This is a genomic window from Streptomyces sp. CC224B (assembly GCF_030010595.1).
Classification (GTDB): Bacteria; Actinomycetota; Actinomycetes; order Streptomycetales; family Streptomycetaceae; genus Streptomyces; species Streptomyces longispororuber.
Genome location: NZ_JASCXL010000002.1, coordinates 139,916 through 154,739, shown reverse-complemented (window position 1 = coordinate 154,739; position 14,824 = coordinate 139,916). Strand labels below are relative to the sequence as shown.

At 73.5% G+C, this 14,824-nt stretch carries 9 protein-coding genes and 1 pseudogene; 4 read left to right on the top strand and 6 right to left on the bottom strand.

Going from position 1 to position 14,824, the window contains the following annotated elements; all coding sequences use genetic code 11:
- Positions 1-171: 171 nt before the first annotated feature.
- The 4 genes from QK440_RS01815 to ssd are packed head-to-tail and all read right to left on the bottom strand — an operon-like array spanning position 172 to position 4,224.
- Positions 172-993: a type II secretion system F family protein gene (locus tag QK440_RS01815; RefSeq protein WP_282791131.1), complete on the bottom strand. Its 822-nt coding sequence runs from the start codon at positions 991-993 to the stop codon at positions 172-174.
- Positions 993-1,934, bottom strand: a complete 942-nt coding sequence (locus QK440_RS01810; RefSeq protein ID WP_282791130.1) for a type II secretion system F family protein — start codon at positions 1,932-1,934, stop codon at positions 993-995. Before QK440_RS01810 ends, QK440_RS01815 begins: the two co-directional genes overlap by 1 nt.
- Entirely contained in the window at positions 1,931-3,100 is a 1,170-nt protein-coding gene (locus tag QK440_RS01805) for a TadA family conjugal transfer-associated ATPase (protein ID WP_282791129.1), read from the bottom strand. Before QK440_RS01805 ends, QK440_RS01810 begins: the two co-directional genes overlap by 4 nt.
- Positions 3,097-4,224 (bottom strand): septum site-determining protein Ssd, encoded by a 1,128-nt coding sequence (gene ssd, locus QK440_RS01800; RefSeq protein ID WP_282791128.1) that lies wholly within the window; start codon positions 4,222-4,224, stop codon positions 3,097-3,099. The genes QK440_RS01805 and ssd overlap by 4 nt, the downstream gene beginning before the upstream one ends.
- Before the next feature lie 524 nt (positions 4,225-4,748).
- Here ssd and QK440_RS01795 point away from each other — a divergent pair.
- Positions 4,749-5,582, top strand: coding sequence for an HAD-IB family hydrolase (locus QK440_RS01795; RefSeq protein ID WP_282791127.1), 834 nt, complete (start codon positions 4,749-4,751; stop codon positions 5,580-5,582).
- Between the two features lie 446 nt (positions 5,583-6,028).
- On the opposite strand, the gene QK440_RS01790 is transcribed toward QK440_RS01795, so the two are convergent.
- Positions 6,029-6,844: a Fic family protein gene (locus QK440_RS01790; protein WP_282791126.1), complete on the bottom strand. Its 816-nt coding sequence runs from the start codon at positions 6,842-6,844 to the stop codon at positions 6,029-6,031.
- Between the two features lie 101 nt (positions 6,845-6,945).
- Between QK440_RS01790 and QK440_RS01785 the strand changes: the two genes are divergently transcribed.
- Complete coding sequence (locus QK440_RS01785) at positions 6,946-7,926, top strand: ATP-binding protein (protein ID WP_282791125.1); 981 nt, start codon at positions 6,946-6,948, stop codon at positions 7,924-7,926.
- A gap of 192 nt (positions 7,927-8,118) precedes the next feature.
- Here QK440_RS01785 and QK440_RS01780 read toward each other — a convergent pair whose 3' ends face one another.
- On the bottom strand, positions 8,119-9,456 hold the full coding sequence (locus QK440_RS01780) for a hypothetical protein (protein WP_282791124.1): 1,338 nt from the start codon (positions 9,454-9,456) through the stop codon (positions 8,119-8,121).
- Positions 9,457-9,860: 404 nt separating this feature from the next.
- Here QK440_RS01780 and QK440_RS01775 point away from each other — a divergent pair, with 404 nt between their 5' ends.
- Both QK440_RS01775 and acs read left to right on the top strand, forming a co-directional pair.
- Positions 9,861-12,263, top strand: a complete 2,403-nt coding sequence (locus tag QK440_RS01775; RefSeq protein WP_282791123.1) for a SulP family inorganic anion transporter — start codon at positions 9,861-9,863, stop codon at positions 12,261-12,263.
- Between the two features lie 215 nt (positions 12,264-12,478).
- Positions 12,479-14,532 (top strand): annotated as a pseudogene (gene acs / locus QK440_RS01770) (acetate--CoA ligase).
- The last annotated feature ends 292 nt before the right edge of the window (positions 14,533-14,824 follow it).

Genomic DNA, 14,824 nt, shown 5'->3' with positions numbered 1-14,824 from the left:
GTCCGTGTCCCTGTACGTGGTTCCACATGACAACCCCCATGACGTGTCCCTCCGTTGTCGGCAGCCGCCTTCCTGTCCTGGCGGCCGTACGAGATGTCGTTCAGCCGTGCTCCGGGGTGGCGGTTCGGCGCGGCGCGGCCGGGCCGTTCGCCTGAGCGCCCCGGCAGCACCTCACTGCGTACTCAGCAGTGCTCCGGCGAGTCCCGTGATCACCGGCACCACTCCGAGCGCGATGAAGGCGGGCAGGAAGCACAGCCCCACCGGTGCCGTCATCAGGACCGCCGCGTGCCGGGCCCGGGCGGTGGCTTCCCGCGCTCTGGCCGCCCGGCAGTCGGCGGCGAGCCGTGCCACGGGGCCGGCCGCGGGGGCCCCGGACTCGCCGGCCCGTTCGAGGAGGCGGGCCAGTGCCGCGGCACCCGGTAGGACGCCTAGCTGCCGCCAGGCCTCTGCGGGCTCGCCGCCCAGCCGCACCTGTGCGGCACCCCAGGCGAGCCGTTCGCCGACCGGCCCCCGCAAGGACTCCCCCACGGCCTGGGCCGCCACCACCGGCCCGGCGCCCGCGGCCACGCAGGCCGCGACCAGGTCGGCCGCCAGCGGCAGTTGACGCGCCGCCTCCGCCTCGTCGAACTCCGCCACCGGCCCGCCGTCCCGCCGTATCCGCGCCACGGTGCCTCCCAGACCCACGCCGACCACGAGCCCGGGCACCCCGCCGATCAGCGCCCAGCCGGCTCCGACCGCCCCGACGACGGCGAGCCCTCTGCGGACCGCCTCCCGGCGGCCGGACGGGGCGCCGCGTCCCTGCCCCAGCCGGCCCCGCCCGCGCAGCCGCATCCGCAGCCGCCCTGGTCTGAGCTCCACGCCCAGGACCGCCGCCACCCGCCGGCCCACGGTCCGCTCCCGCCGTGCCGTCGCCGCCGTGAGCGCCAGCCACAGCACGGCCGCCGCCGACCACGCGGCCACCCCCAGCCTGTGGACGACCTCCGCCTGACTCATCACGCCTCCGCCCTTCGCACGATCCGCAGTGCCCACCAGGCGCCCAGGCCCTCCAGAGCCCCGCCCACGAGCAGGCACCCGAACCCCGCCGCCGTGTGCAGCAGCACCCACAGCGGCCGTGCGCCCAGCGCCGCGCCCATCAGCAGGCCCAGCGCGGGGAGCCCGGCGAGCAGCACCGCCGTGGCCCGGGCGCCCGCCAACTGGGCCCGCAGGTCGGCCCGCTGGTCCCGCTCCGCCCGCAGGGCGCCCTCAAGGCGTTCGAGCCCGGTCGCGAGTCCGGCGCCCCGGTCCACGGCCACCCGCCAGCACGCCGCGAGCCCCAGAAGTCCTTCCGCGCCCGGCTCCCGGGCCGCCTCCCGCAGAGCCCCCGGCACATCCCCGCCGAACCGCGCCGCCGCCAGCACACCGGCCCACGCCTCACCGAGGCTCCTTCCGGCGGCCTCCCCGGCGTCCGCAGGCCCTGCGGCTCTGCCCACTCCGACCGCGCCCGCCGCAGGCGCCGACTGGTCCAGTGCCTCCGTAGCCGCCCGCAAGGCCTCCCCGGGCTGGCTCCCCGCACGCACCTCACCCGCGAGCGCCCCGCACAGGGCGATCACCGCGTCCGCCCGCCGCTCGCGCTTCCGACGCGCGTCCCGGGCCCTGCGCGCCCGGCCCGCCAGGGGTACGCCGACCGCCCCCGTGACGAGCGGCAGCACCGAACTGCCCAGGACGGACACCGCCACAGCCGCCACCAGCACCCACACCTCGTGTCCGGCCCGGTGGCCGAGCCGCCCTCGGGCCCAGGCGACCGCTCGGCGCCATCCGGGCCCCGGTGGTGCCGTGCCGTCGAGGGCGAGCACCGACCCCGCCCGCTTCGACGCTCTGCCTTTCGCACGGCCGCCCAGGAGCCACACCGAGCCGCCCGCGCACAGGGCCGCGCTCCACACCGCCACCGCGCTCATGTGCCCTCACCCCGGCTCCCGAGCAGGGTGCTCAGGCGACGCCATCCGCTCTGCCGGACGAACCCGTGCTCGCCCCACCGCAGCGCGGGCACCGTCGTCACCAGGCCGGACGCCTCCCGCTCCAGGACGTGCACCTCGGCGACGCGGCGGCGCCCGGAGCGGTCCCGTACGAGATGGATCACCACCGAGAGCGCGGCCGCCACCTGGCTGTGCAGGGCCGCGCGGTCGAGGCCCGCGGCCGTGCCCAGGGCCTCCAGGCGGGCCGGTACGTCCGCCGCGGCGTTCGCGTGCACCGTGCCGCAGCCGCCCTCGTGCCCGGTGTTCAGCGCGGCCAGCAGGTGGACCACCTCCGCGCCCCGCACCTCGCCCACGACGAGCCGGTCCGGGCGCATGCGCAGGGCCTGGCGCACCAGGTCGTCGAGGCCGACGAAGCCCGCCCCCTCCTGGTTCGCCGGCCGGGTCTCCAGGCGCACCACGTGCGGGTGCTCGGGGCGCAGCTCCGCCGAGTCCTCGGCCAGCACGATCCGCTCCCCCGGCCCGACCAGTCCGAGCAGGGTGCTCAGGAGCGTCGTCTTGCCGCTGCCTGTGCCGCCACTGATCACGTACGACAGGCGGGCGTCGAGCAGCGCCCGCAGGAACCGCTCGCCGCCGGGCGGCACCGTGCCCGCCTCGGTCAGCTCCGCGAGGGTGAAGGCCCGCGGCCGTACGACGCGCAGCGACAGGCACGCCGAGCCGACGGCCACCGGGGGAAGGACGGCGTGCAGCCGGGTGCCGTCGGGCAGACGGGCATCCACCCAGGGCCGGGCGTCGTCCAGGCGCCGTCCCGCGACGGCCGCGAGACGCTGGGCGAGCCGCCGCACCGCCGCCGCGTCCCCGAACGTCACATCCGTGAGCTCCAGGCCGCCGCCCCGGTCCACCCAGACCCGGTCGGGTGCGGACACCAGGACGTCGGTCACCGACGGGTCGGTGAGCAGGGGCTCCAGCGGGCCCGCGCCCACGAGCTCGGAGCGCAGTTGCTCGGCCGCGCCGAGGACCTCGGCGTCCCCGAGGACCCGCGCCTGCGCCCGCAGGGCTTCGGCGACTCTGGCCGGGGTCGGCTCCGTGCCGCTCGCGGCGAGCCACTGGCGTACGCCGTCCAGCATGCGGGCGCCCACGACCGCGCTCATACGCGCCCTCCCGTGGCGTCAGCGGGAAGCTGCTGCCAGAAGGCGGAGCAGAACCGGGCGAGCGGCCCGCGCGCCAGCCCTCCCGGTGGCTGTCCGCCGTCCTGGGCCGCCACCAGGCCGTGCTCCCACGGCAGCTCGCCCACGAGGGGCAGCTCGAGGAGGCGCGCGACCTCGTCCGCGTCGAGGCCGTCCGCGTCGAGCCCGCCGCGTCCGCGCCCGGCGGCGGCCACGACCCGCAGGTCCCGCAGCACCATGCCCATCGCGGACGCGACGCGCCGCGCCCCGGCCACGGCGCGCAGCTCGCGCGGCACCACAAGCAGGCCCAGGTCGAGCTGGGCCAGCGCCTCGCCCACCGTCTCGTCCACGCGGCGGGGCAGGTCCACGACGACCACACCGCCACGCCTGCGGGCCGCGGCGAGGACGGCGCGCATGGCGGGCGGGGCCACGGCCACGGTGTCCCCGCGGTCCCAGCTCAGCACCCGCAGGTCGTGCAGCTCGGGCAGGGACTCCTCCAGGGCGCCGCCGCCGACCCGGCCGCGCGACTGGGCGAAGGCGGGCCAGCGCAGCCCGTCCGCCGCCTCACCGCCGAGCAGGACGTCGAGCCCGCCGCCCAGCGGGTCGGCGTCGATGAGCATGGTGCGCCGCCGGTCACGCGCGGCCGTGACCGCGAGGGCGCACGCGAGCGTGGAGGCCCCGGCGCCGCCCCGGCCGCCGATGACGCCGATGGTGACGGCGGGCCGCCCCACGCCCTCGGTGACGTCGGCGATGCGGTCGACCAGCCACTGCTCGCCGTCCGGCAGGAGGAGCACCTGCTCCGCGCCGATCTCCACCGCCCGCCGCCAGACGTCTGAATCGTCCTGATCCCGCCCAACCAGCACGACCCCGCGCCGCCGTGCGGCCCCGCGCACCCGCTCCACCGCGTCGTCCCCGACCAGGACGAGCGGGGCCGCCTCCCAGCCGCCTCCGCGCTCCGGCACCCCGTGGTGCACCTCGGGCCGCGCGCCCGCCGCGGCGCACAGCCGCAGCAGGTCATCCAGTAGGTCCGCGTCCTCGGTGACGATCAGCGGTGCCCCCGGCCGCCCGTCGGACGGCGGCGACACGTCGCCCGCAATGACTCCGGTCACGATCTCCAGCCCCCTCTCGCTGCGAGTCCTCCGAATACGCGCCGTGCGCACCCGGATCCGCGCCCGTGAAGCCCGGTCAATGGAATCCGGCCATGAACTGCACGAGCGGAATCAGCGTGCGGCGAACCGGGAAATCGTGTGGATCTTGGTCAATAACTGTGGAGAAGGCGGTAGCTGTGAATATCTCCGTCACCCATACCGGTGAGGACCCGAACGACTTCCGCAGCGCAGCGCTTCGGCTACGTAGAGTGACCAATCGTGGGCATGGCTCATCGGCGCCGCAGCGGCGCACAACGGCGCCCGGCGAGCGCCGGAGATCAAAAAGAGGGGAGAAAAACCCACCCGGACATGCGACGACCCCCGCCGGGGGGGAGAGCGGGGGTCGTCCCCACGGTCCGACTCGGGGGGGGGAGGAGCCAGACCGGGTTAGCACGGTCGCGAACGATCCGTGACTTCCATGGTGTACCCGAGAGCCTTCTCAGGCAAACCCACGCGCCTCAGCTTACGCCGAATGGTGGGCGCCTATGCTCTGGCTCGTGGAAAACCACTCCTTGCCTCGCACGGCCGCCTTCTTTGACCTGGACAAGACGGTCATTGCGAAGTCGAGCACCCTCACGTTCAGCAAGTCGTTCTACCAAGGCGGCCTGATCAACCGCCGGGCGGTACTGCGCACCGCATATGCCCAGTTCGTGTTCCTCGCCGGCGGCGCCGACCACGACCAGATGGAGCGCATGCGCGCGTACCTGTCCGCCCTGTGCCGCGGCTGGAACGTCCAGCAGGTCAAGGAGATCGTCGCCGAGACCCTGCACGACCTGATCGACCCGATCATCTACGACGAGGCGGCCTCGCTCATCGAGCAGCACCACACCGCCGGCCGGGACGTGGTCATCGTCTCCACCTCGGGCGCGGAGGTCGTCGAGCCGATCGGCGAGTTGCTCGGCGCGGACCGGGTCGTGGCCACCCGGATGGTCGTCGGCCCCGACGGCTGCTTCACCGGAGAGGTGGAGTACTACGCGTACGGGCCGACGAAGGCGGAGGCGGTCAAGGAGCTGGCCGAGTCCGAGGGCTACGACCTGGAGCGCTGCTACGCCTACAGCGACTCGTTCACCGACATGCCGATGCTGGAGGCCGTGGGCCACCCCCACGCCGTCAACCCGGACCGGGCGCTGCGCAGGGAGGCACTGGCGCGCGAGTGGCCGATCCTGGACTTCCACCGTCCGGTACGGCTCAAGCAGCGGCTGCCCGCGCCACCCCGCCCGGCGCTCGTCGCGGCGGCGGCCGTGGGTGCCGCCGCGGCCACCGCGGGCCTCGTCTGGCTCGCCAGCCGGCGCCGCGCGGCAGCGGGGGCCGCCGGTTGACTTCACGCGCCGAGCGCCCTGAGGACGGCTCCCGCCCCTGATCACCACCAGGCGCGGCGGGCCACAGCCAGGCACGGCGGGAAAGCGGCGCCCGATTCACCCTTGTTTGAACCTAAAAGTAAAGAAGTGCGGTCAGGGGTTTCGCTCGCCGGGCGACAGGAGTACAAAGGAGTCAACGGCCCGCGAGACCAAGGACATCCGAGAGGATTACCTTCAACCGCACGAAATGGCCCCACGGACCGAAGCATGGCCACCGAGCACCCACGCGACGTCGACCCGTCGATTACGGGCCAGCCGCACCAGGTGACGGGCAAAGTTCCCGACCTGATGGGCATACATCGAGGACGCTTGGTAACTCGGCGGACATGCCAGCGGCGGTACGCATCGCTCGTACCGCCGCACCTTTGTGCCGTACCGCCGCACCCTTGTGCCGCCCCGGGCCGCCGCTAGGCCGCGCCCCGCTGCAAAGCCTCGCACACCGCCGTCGACTCCCTGACGCCCAGCTCAACAGCCCTGCCGCAGTGGGCGATCCAGGCGGCCATGCCCTCCGGTGTGCCGGAGGCGTAGTCGGCGAGGGCCGCCGCGTAGGCCGCGCGCCCCAGTTCGGCGTGGCCCGCCTCGGCCGGGCAGACGGACTTCGGGTCGAGCCCGCTGCCCACCAGGACGACGCGCTCGGCCGCGCGCGCCACCAGGCCGTTGTGCGAGCCGAAGGGCCGCAGCACGGCCAGTTCGCCGTGCACGACCGCCGCCAACACCAGAGCGGGCGCCGAGCTGCCCGCGAGGACCAGCCGGGACAGGCCGTCCAGGCGCCCCGCCACCTCCTCGGCGTCCGGCAGGTCCAGCTCCACCAGCGGCTCGTCGACCGGCTCACCCGCGAGGCGCGGGCGCCCCGCCGCCTCGTCGGAGTCCGCCGCGGCGACCAGGTGCAGCCGCGCCAGGACCCGCAGCGGCGACTGCCGCCACACGGACAGCAGCTGGCCCGCCTCGGCCGTCAGCCGCAGGGCCGCACCCATGACACGCGCCTCGCCGTCGGTGCCGAAGTCGCTACGCCGCCGCACCTCCTCGAGCGCCCACTCGGCGCCGGACAGCGCGGCGGACCCGCGGGCGCCGCGGAGTGCGGCCTCCGCGGTGATCTCGTTGCTGCGGCGGCGCATGACCCGGTGCCCGTAGACGCGGTCCACGGCCTTGCGCACGGAGTCCACGGCTTCCGGGACACCGGGCAGCGAGGCGAGGGCGAGCAGCGGATCGGGTGTCGTACTCATGAGTACGACCCTACGCACTCGGGGTCGCCGCCCCACGAAGGAGTGGTCTTCTTCACTCAAGGACCGCTCCGGCGCGGGGGCCGCCACTACGCTAGACGACTATGAAAATCGCTTTCGTGGGGAAGGGCGGCAGCGGCAAGACCACGTTGTCCTCGCTCTTCATCCGACACCTCGCCGCCACCGGCGCGCCCGTCCTCGCGGTGGACGCCGACATCAACCAGCACCTCGGCCCCGCGCTCGGCCTCGACGAGGAGCAGGCCGCGGAGCTGCCCGCGATGGGCGCGCGGCTGCCGCTGATCAAGGACCATCTGCGGGGCACCAACCCGCGGATCACCTCCGCCGAGACGATGATCAAGACGACGCCGCCGGGCGAGGGCTCCCGGCTGCTGCGCATCCGCGAGGACAACCCGGTGTACGAGGCCTGCGCCCGGCCGGTGGAACTCGACGGCGGCGCCGTGCGTTTGATGGTCACCGGGCCGTTCACCGAAGCCGACCTCGGTGTCGCCTGCTACCACTCCAAGACGGGAGCGGTGGAGCTGTGCCTGAACCACCTGGTCGACGGCCGTGACGAGTACGCCGTCGTCGACATGACCGCGGGCTCGGACTCCTTCGCCTCCGGCATGTTCACCCGCTTCGACATGACGTTCCTCGTCGCCGAGCCGACCCGGAAGGGGGTCTCCGTCTACCGCCAGTACCGGGACTACGCACGGGACTTCGGGGTCTGCCTGAAGGTCGTGGGCAACAAGGTGCAGGGCCAGGACGACATCGACTTCCTGCGCGAGCAGGTGGGCGACGACCTCCTGGTCACCGTCGGGCACTCGGACTGGGTGCGCTCCATGGAGAAGGGCCGTCCGCCCCGGTTCTCCCTCCTGGAGGACGCCAACCACCGCGCCCTGCAGGCACTTCAGGACGCCGTCGACGCCACGTACGAGCACCGCGACTGGGAGCGGTACACGCGCCAGATGGTGCACTTCCACCTGAAGAACGCACAGAGCTGGGGTGACGCCAGGACCGGGGCCGACCTCTCCTCCCAGGTCGACCCCGACTTCGTCCTGCGCGAGGAAGCGGTCGCCACGGCCTGACCCGCCGGCGCCGCACCGGCCCGGGGCGGGCCGACAGCCGCCTCCGGCCAGGCGCGCCGCCGACCCGCCCGGCCAGGCCCGAGCGGCCCCGCGACGCGCCCGCCCCGGCCCGGCCCAGCTCGGCCCGGGGCCCGGCCAGACAGCCCCTCAGCCCCACCGACCCCGTACGCCGGACCGCGACCCCCGCAAGGGCTACTCCTTCGCCGGCTCGGCCCCCGGTACCCCCTTGGGTGCCGGGGCCGGGCGGGCCGACAGGAAGGCGGGCCAGCCCCGCTCGGGGGCCTCGCCGACCCCGAGCTTGGCCAGCCTGGCCAGGACCTGCGGGTCCTGCGCGTCCAGCCAGTCCACGAGCTGCCGGAAGGAGACGCACCGCACCTCACGCTTGGTGCACACCCGCTCGATGGTCTCCTCGATGGCGCGCATGTAGGTGCCGCCGTTCCAGGACTCGAAGTGGTTGCCGATGATCATTGGCGCGCGGTTGCCGTAGTAGGCCCGCTTGAAACCCCGCAGCAGGCCGTCGCGCATCTGGTCGCCCCAGTACTCGTGCTGGGACGGATCACCCTGGGAGGTCGAACCGGACTGGTTCACCATGAAGTTGTAGTCCATGGTGAGCGTCTCGAAGCCGCGGCCCGGGACGGGGACGAGCTGCATCGACAGGTCCCACAGCCCTTTCTTCTTCTTGGGCCACTTCTGGTCGTTCACCCCACTGGTGTCGTAGCGGAAGCCGAGGTCGCGCGCCGCGCGCAGGAAGTTGGCGCGCCCCTCCAGGCAGGGCGTGCGGGCGCCGATGAGCTCCTTGTCGTAGTCGAAGGGCAGCGGCTGGGCGCCCGCGAGGTCCGCGTTGGTCTTCCAGGCCTTCACGAAGGACTTGGCCTGGCGGATCTCGCTCTTCCACTCGGCGACGGACCACTCGCCGACACCGCGGCCGGGGCCGCAGAAGTGGCCGTTGAAGTGCGTCCCGATCTCGTTGCCCTCGAGCCAGGCGGCACGCAGCTGCCGCACGGTGTCGCGGATGCCCTTGCGGTCGTTGAAGCCGATGTCCGAGCTGCCCGGTGAATGCTGCGGCGGCCTGTAGAGGGAACGTTTCTCCTCCGGAAGCAGGTACACGCCGCTGAGGAAGTACGTCATGGTGGCGTTGTTGCGCTTGGCGACCTTGCGGAAGTGGGAGAACAGCCGCTGACTGTCCTCGCCCGCGCCGTCCCAGGAGAAGACCACGAACTGCGGCGGCCGCTGGCCCGGACGGAGCCGCTCCGGCCGGGGCAGGAGCGGCTGCTTGCCCGTGAACGCGGTGGAGCCGTCGCCGATCAGGCGCACCGTGGTCTTGGGCGCCGCGGCGCCGCGCGGCTTCTTCGCCCCGTGGGCGCCCTCGCGCCCGCCCTTCTCGGTACCGGAGTCGCCGCCGCACCCGGCCAGGGCCGTGACGCAGACGACGAGGGCGGCCAGGCCTGCGGTGGCCCGCCGCCCCCCGGTTCCGCCCGGTGGCCCGGCCACCGCCCCGGGCGCGGCGGCAGTCCTGTGGTGGGCAGCCATCTCCCGCTCACCTTCTTCCGTTTCATCCGTGCGAGTCCTGCGAGGTCAGCGAGCCCGACAAGCCCTGCGAGCCCAGCGAGTTCTGCAAGCTCTGCGCGTTCTGCCAGCTCTGCGGCCCCTGCAAGCCCTGCAGATCGGGACACAACGCCAGAAACTTCGCACAGGTGTCGGAAAGCGGCGTAACGACAAGCCGATGAAAAGATTTATTCACTCGTCGGAGTGGACGCTTACCCCATTTGCACCAAAAATCCTGCCGCGACCTTTACTCTGCATTACGATCCGTTTACCGAGAGTTGATTTATCCCGCCGCTGTTACGCCGTGACCCACGGCCGCGACCCGCCCTCCGACACCGCGTCGGAGGACCCCTTGTTCCGCGACCGCGCCGCCCCGGAGGAGACGGGAAATGTCTGCCAGCGTCCCGCCACGCGTCACCGACTCGGCCCACGCATCGAGCTCCGTCCGACAGCCCCACGCGCCCCCGCCGCGCCGTCGGCCCTCCCTCGCGGGCGCCGACATCTCAGCGTCCGTCGCCGTCTTCCTGATCGCGCTGCCGCTGTCGCTCGGCATCGCCCTCGCCACCGGCGCGCCCCTCCAGGCGGGCCTCGTCGCCGCGGCCGTCGGCGGCGTCGTCGCCGGGCGCCTCGGCGGCTCACCGCTCCAGGTCAGCGGCCCCGCCGCCGGCCTCACGGTCGTCACCGCCGACGTCATCCAGCGCTACGGGTGGCGCACCACCTGCGCCATCACCGTCCTCGTCGGCCTCGCCCAACTCGGCCTGGCCTGCCTGCGCGTGGCCCGCTCCGCCCTCGCCGTCAGCCCGGCCGTCGTGCACGGCATGCTCGGCGGGATCGGCGTGACCATCGCCGTCGCCCAGTTGCACATCGTGCTCGGCGGCACCCCGCAGAGCTCGGTCGTCGACAACCTCCGCGCGCTGCCCGCCCAGTTGTCGGACCTGCATCCGGCCGCCCTGTCGATCAGCGTCCTGACCCTGGTGCTCCTGCTGCTCTGGCCGCGCATCCCGGGCCGTGCCGGACGGGCCGCCCGCGTGCTGCCCGCGCCCCTGGTGGCCGTCGCCGCGGCCACGGCGCTCGCGGGGCTCACCGCCCTGCCCCTGGCCAAGGTCGAGCTGCCGTCCTGGCGCAGCCACGCGCTCGCGGGGCTGCCGGAGGGGCCCGCGCTCGGCCTCGTCGCGGCCGTCCTCACGGTGACGCTGGTGTGCAGCGTGCAGTCGCTGCTCGGCGCGGTCGCCATCGACAAGCTCACCTCCGGCCGCACGGACTCGGCCGCCGGAGTGGGCCGTTCCGACCTCGACCGGGAGCTGCGCGGCCAGGGCGCGGCGAACATCGTCTCGGGCGCGCTCGGCGGCCTGCCGATCGCCGGGGTCGCGGTGCGCAGCGTGGCGAACGTCCGCGCCGGGGCCGTGAGCAAGAACTCCACGATCCTGCACGGCTTCTGGGTGGTCGGGGCCTCCCTGCTGCTCGTGCCCGTCCTGGAGCTGATCCCGCTCGCCGCCCTCGCCGCCCTCGTCATGGCCGTCGGCATCCAGATGGTCAGCCTCAACCACATCCGCACCGTCACCCGCCACCGCGAGATCGTCGTCTACGCCGTCACCACCCTCGGCGTCGTCGTGCTCGGCGTCCTCGAAGGCGTGGCGCTCGGCATCGCCGCGGCCGTGGCGGTCGCGCTGCACCGCCTCGCCCGTACGCGCATCATCTGCGAGGAGGACGCGGAGGGCGTCCACCACATCCACGTCCGGGGGCAGTTGACCTTCCTGGCGGTGCCCCGGCTCAGCCGCTGCCTGCACCACGTGCCCCGGGGGGCGCACGCCGTCGTGGAGCTGGACGGCTCGTTCATGGACCACGCCGCGTACGAGACGCTGCAGAGCTGGCAGGACACGCACGCCGCGCACGGCGGTACGGCGGAGATCACCGGCCGCGGCGGGCAGCGCATCGCCGAGCCCGCCGCCGTCGCCCAGTGCAGCTGCCGCCCCTGGACGCCGTGGCGCAACCACCACTGCGAGGCGCCCCCGCAGGCCGCGCGCGACGACCGGGCGGCGCCGGACCCGCAGGCCCACCACCAGCACCCGCTGGCCAAGGGCATCAGCGCCTTCCAGCAGCACACGGCCCCGCGCGTGCGCGGCGAGCTGGCCCGGCTCGCGCGCGAGGGGCAGCGTCCCGTACAGCTCTTCCTGACGTGCGCCGACTCCCGGGTCGTCACCTCGATGATCACGTCGAGCGGGCCGGGCGACCTCTTCGTCGTGCGGAACGTGGGCAATCTGGTGCCGTTGCCCGGCGCCGAGAGCGGCGACGACTCGGTCGCCGCGGCCATCGAGTACGCGGTGGACGTCCTGGAGGTCAAGTCCATCACCGTGTGCGGGCACTCGGGCTGCGGCGCGATGCAGGCACTGCTCAGCACCCCGCCCACCGGGGCGCAGACCCCGCTCAAGCGGTGGCTGCGGCACGGCCTGCCGAGCCTGGAGCGGATGGCCGCGTCCGCCGCCGGGCGGCCGTCCGGGAAGCTCGCGCCGCGCCTCGCCGGACGGGCGCCCGCGGACGCGGTCGAGCAGCTCTGCCTGACCAACGTGGTGCAGCAGTTGGAGCACCTGCGGGCCCACGAGGCCGTCGCCCGGCGGCTCGCCGAGGGCACCCTGGAGCTGCACGGGATGTACTTCCACGTGGGCGAGGCCCAGGCGTACCTGCTGTCCGAGGGCCCCGGACACGCCTCCGGCGCGGTCGGCCCCTCCCTGCCGCACGAGGTGTTCAGCCAGGTCAGCCCGACACCCCCGGCGGAAGTCACGCGCGCCGGCTGAGCGCCGCGGCCGAGCGCGCCGCCTTCACCGCCGGCACCACCGCCGGGACCACCGCCGACACCACCGCCGGAGCCGGAGCGACGTCCGCCCGGCGGTGGGGCCCCCGCGCGGACCCGCCCCGGCGCCCGGCACCCCGCCCTTCCCACCAGCACCCCTAGAGGTCTAAACCAATTGTCCGGAAGCCCTTGTCACCAGGGCCGGGTGTCTGATGAGCTGTGGCCTGGGACACAACGGACACCCTGGGAAAGGGAGATGTCGTGAGCAACGAAAGCCTGGCCAACCTTCGGAGGATGGAGAGGGAGCGATGAGCGAGACTTCTTCCCTTTCCAACCTGCTCAAGGAGGAGCGTCGCTTCGCGCCGCCGGCCGCTCTGGCCGAGCAGGCCAATGTCACCGCGGAGGCGTACGAGCAGGCCAAGGCTGACAGGCTCGGCTTCTGGGCCGAGCAGGCCCGCCAGCTGACCTGGGCCACCGAGCCGACCGAGACGCTGGACTGGTCGAACCCGCCGTTCGCGAAGTGGTTCAAGGACGGCAGGCTGAACGTCGCCTACAACTGCGTCGACCGCCACGTCGAGGCGGGCCACGGCGACCGGGTGGCCATCCACTTCGAGGGCGAGCCCGGCGACAGCAGGGCCCTCACCTACGCCGAGCTCAAGGACGAGGTCAGCCGCGCGGCCAACGCCCTGACGGAGCTGGGCGTGGGCAAGGGCGACCGCGTCGCCGTCTATCTGCCGATGATCCCCGAGGCGGTCGTGGCGATGCTGGCCTGCGCCCGCATCGGCGCCGCGCACTCGGTCGTCTTCGGCGGCTTCTCCGCCGACGCGATCGCCGCTCGCATCAAGGACGCCGACGCCAAGCTCGTCATCACCGCCGACAGCGGCTACCGCAGGGGCAAGCCGTCCGCGCTCAAGCCCGCCGTGGACGAGGCGCTGGGCCGCGAGGGCGTCGAGAGCGTACAGAAGGTGCTGGTCGTCCGGCGCACCGAGCAGGAGGTGGCCTGGACCGAGGGCCGCGACCTGTGGTGGCACGAGGTGGTGGGGCGCCAGCCGGCCGAGCACACCCCGGAGGCGTTCGAGGCCGAGCAGCCGCTGTTCATCCTGTACACGTCCGGTACGACGGGCAAGCCGAAGGGCATCCTGCACACGTCCGGCGGCTATCTGACGCAGGCGGCCTACACCCACCACGCCGTCTTCGACCTGAAGCCGGAGAGCGACGTCTACTGGTGCACGGCCGACATCGGCTGGGTGACGGGCCACTCGTACATCACGTACGGGCCGCTGGCCAACGGCGCGACGCAGGTCATCTACGAGGGCACGCCCGACACCCCGCACCAGGGCCGCTTCTGGGAGATCGTGCAGAAGTACGGGGTGACGATCCTGTACACCGCCCCCACGGCGATCCGTACGTTCATGAAGTGGGGCGACGACATCCCCGCGAAGTACGACCTGTCCTCGCTGCGCGTGCTCGGCTCGGTCGGTGAGCCGATCAACCCCGAGGCGTGGATGTGGTACCGCAAGCACATCGGCGGCGACCGGTGCCCCATCGTGGACACCTGGTGGCAGACCGAGACCGGCGCGATGATGATCTCGCCGCTGCCGGGCGTGACCGAGACCAAGCCGGGCTCGGCCCAGCGCCCGCTGCCCGGCATCGCGGCCACCGTCGTCGACGACGAGGCCAACGAGGTGCCCGACGGCGGGGGCGGCTACCTGGTCCTGACCGAGCCGTGGCCGTCGATGCTGCGCACCATCTGGGGTGACGACCAGCGGTTCCTCGACACCTACTGGTCGCGCTTCGAGAACCGGTACTTCGCCGGGGACGGCGCCAAGAAGGACGAGGACGGCGACATCTGGCTGCTCGGCCGGGTCGACGACGTGATGCTCGTGTCCGGGCACAACATCTCCACCACCGAGGTGGAGTCCGCGCTCGTCTCGCACCCGTCCGTCGCCGAGGCGGCCGTCGTGGGCGCCGCCGACGAGACCACGGGCCAGGCCATTGTGGCCTTCGTCATCCTGCGCGGCACGGCGTCGGAGACGGCCGACCTGGTCGCCGAGCTGCGCAACCACGTGGGCACGACGCTCGGCCCGATCGCCAAGCCCAAGCGGATCCTGCCGGTGGCCGAGCTGCCCAAGACCCGCTCCGGGAAGATCATGCGGCGGCTCCTGCGGGACGTCGCGGAGAACCGCGAGCTGGGCGACGTCACCACGCTCACGGACTCCTCCGTGATGGACCTCATCCAGACCAAGCTCCCGACGGCGGGCAGCGAGGACTAGCACCCGTCCGGGGCCGCTCCCGCAGCCGCCCCCGAGTCCGCAGAAGGCACCCGGCGCCCCGCGCGCCGGGTGCCTTCTCGTGTGCGCGGGCGCGCGCGCCTGCGCCGGGCTCCCGGGCCCCGCCTGCCGAACATCCCATTTATTCCTAAAGTGGCTTACGCCGGATCCCCCGCCGCACGCCCGTCCAAGCGATTAGGTAGGCTAAGGATCAACGTCAACAACGCGACAAGAACCGCAGCGAGATCCGCGGCGGACAGCGCGCGACAACACCCATAGGTGCGCCGGGAAGTCT

Bases quoted from the DNA above. Each gene is read 5' to 3' on its own strand.
- QK440_RS01815 (WP_282791131.1), bottom strand. From the start codon at position 993: ATGAGTCAGGCGGAGGTCGTCCACAGGCTGGGGGTGGCCGCGTGGTCG.
- QK440_RS01810 (WP_282791130.1), bottom strand. From the start codon at position 1,934: ATGAGCGCGGTGGCGGTGTGGAGCGCGGCCCTGTGCGCGGGCGGCTCG.
- QK440_RS01805 (WP_282791129.1), bottom strand. From the start codon at position 3,100: ATGAGCGCGGTCGTGGGCGCCCGCATGCTGGACGGCGTACGCCAGTGG.
- QK440_RS01795 (WP_282791127.1), top strand. From the start codon at position 4,749: ATGCTCTGGCTCGTGGAAAACCACTCCTTGCCTCGCACGGCCGCCTTC.
- QK440_RS01790 (WP_282791126.1), bottom strand. From the start codon at position 6,844: ATGAGTACGACACCCGATCCGCTGCTCGCCCTCGCCTCGCTGCCCGGT.
- QK440_RS01785 (WP_282791125.1), top strand. From the start codon at position 6,946: ATGAAAATCGCTTTCGTGGGGAAGGGCGGCAGCGGCAAGACCACGTTG.
- QK440_RS01780 (WP_282791124.1), bottom strand. From the start codon at position 9,456: ATGGCTGCCCACCACAGGACTGCCGCCGCGCCCGGGGCGGTGGCCGGG.
- QK440_RS01775 (WP_282791123.1), top strand. From the start codon at position 9,861: ATGTCTGCCAGCGTCCCGCCACGCGTCACCGACTCGGCCCACGCATCG.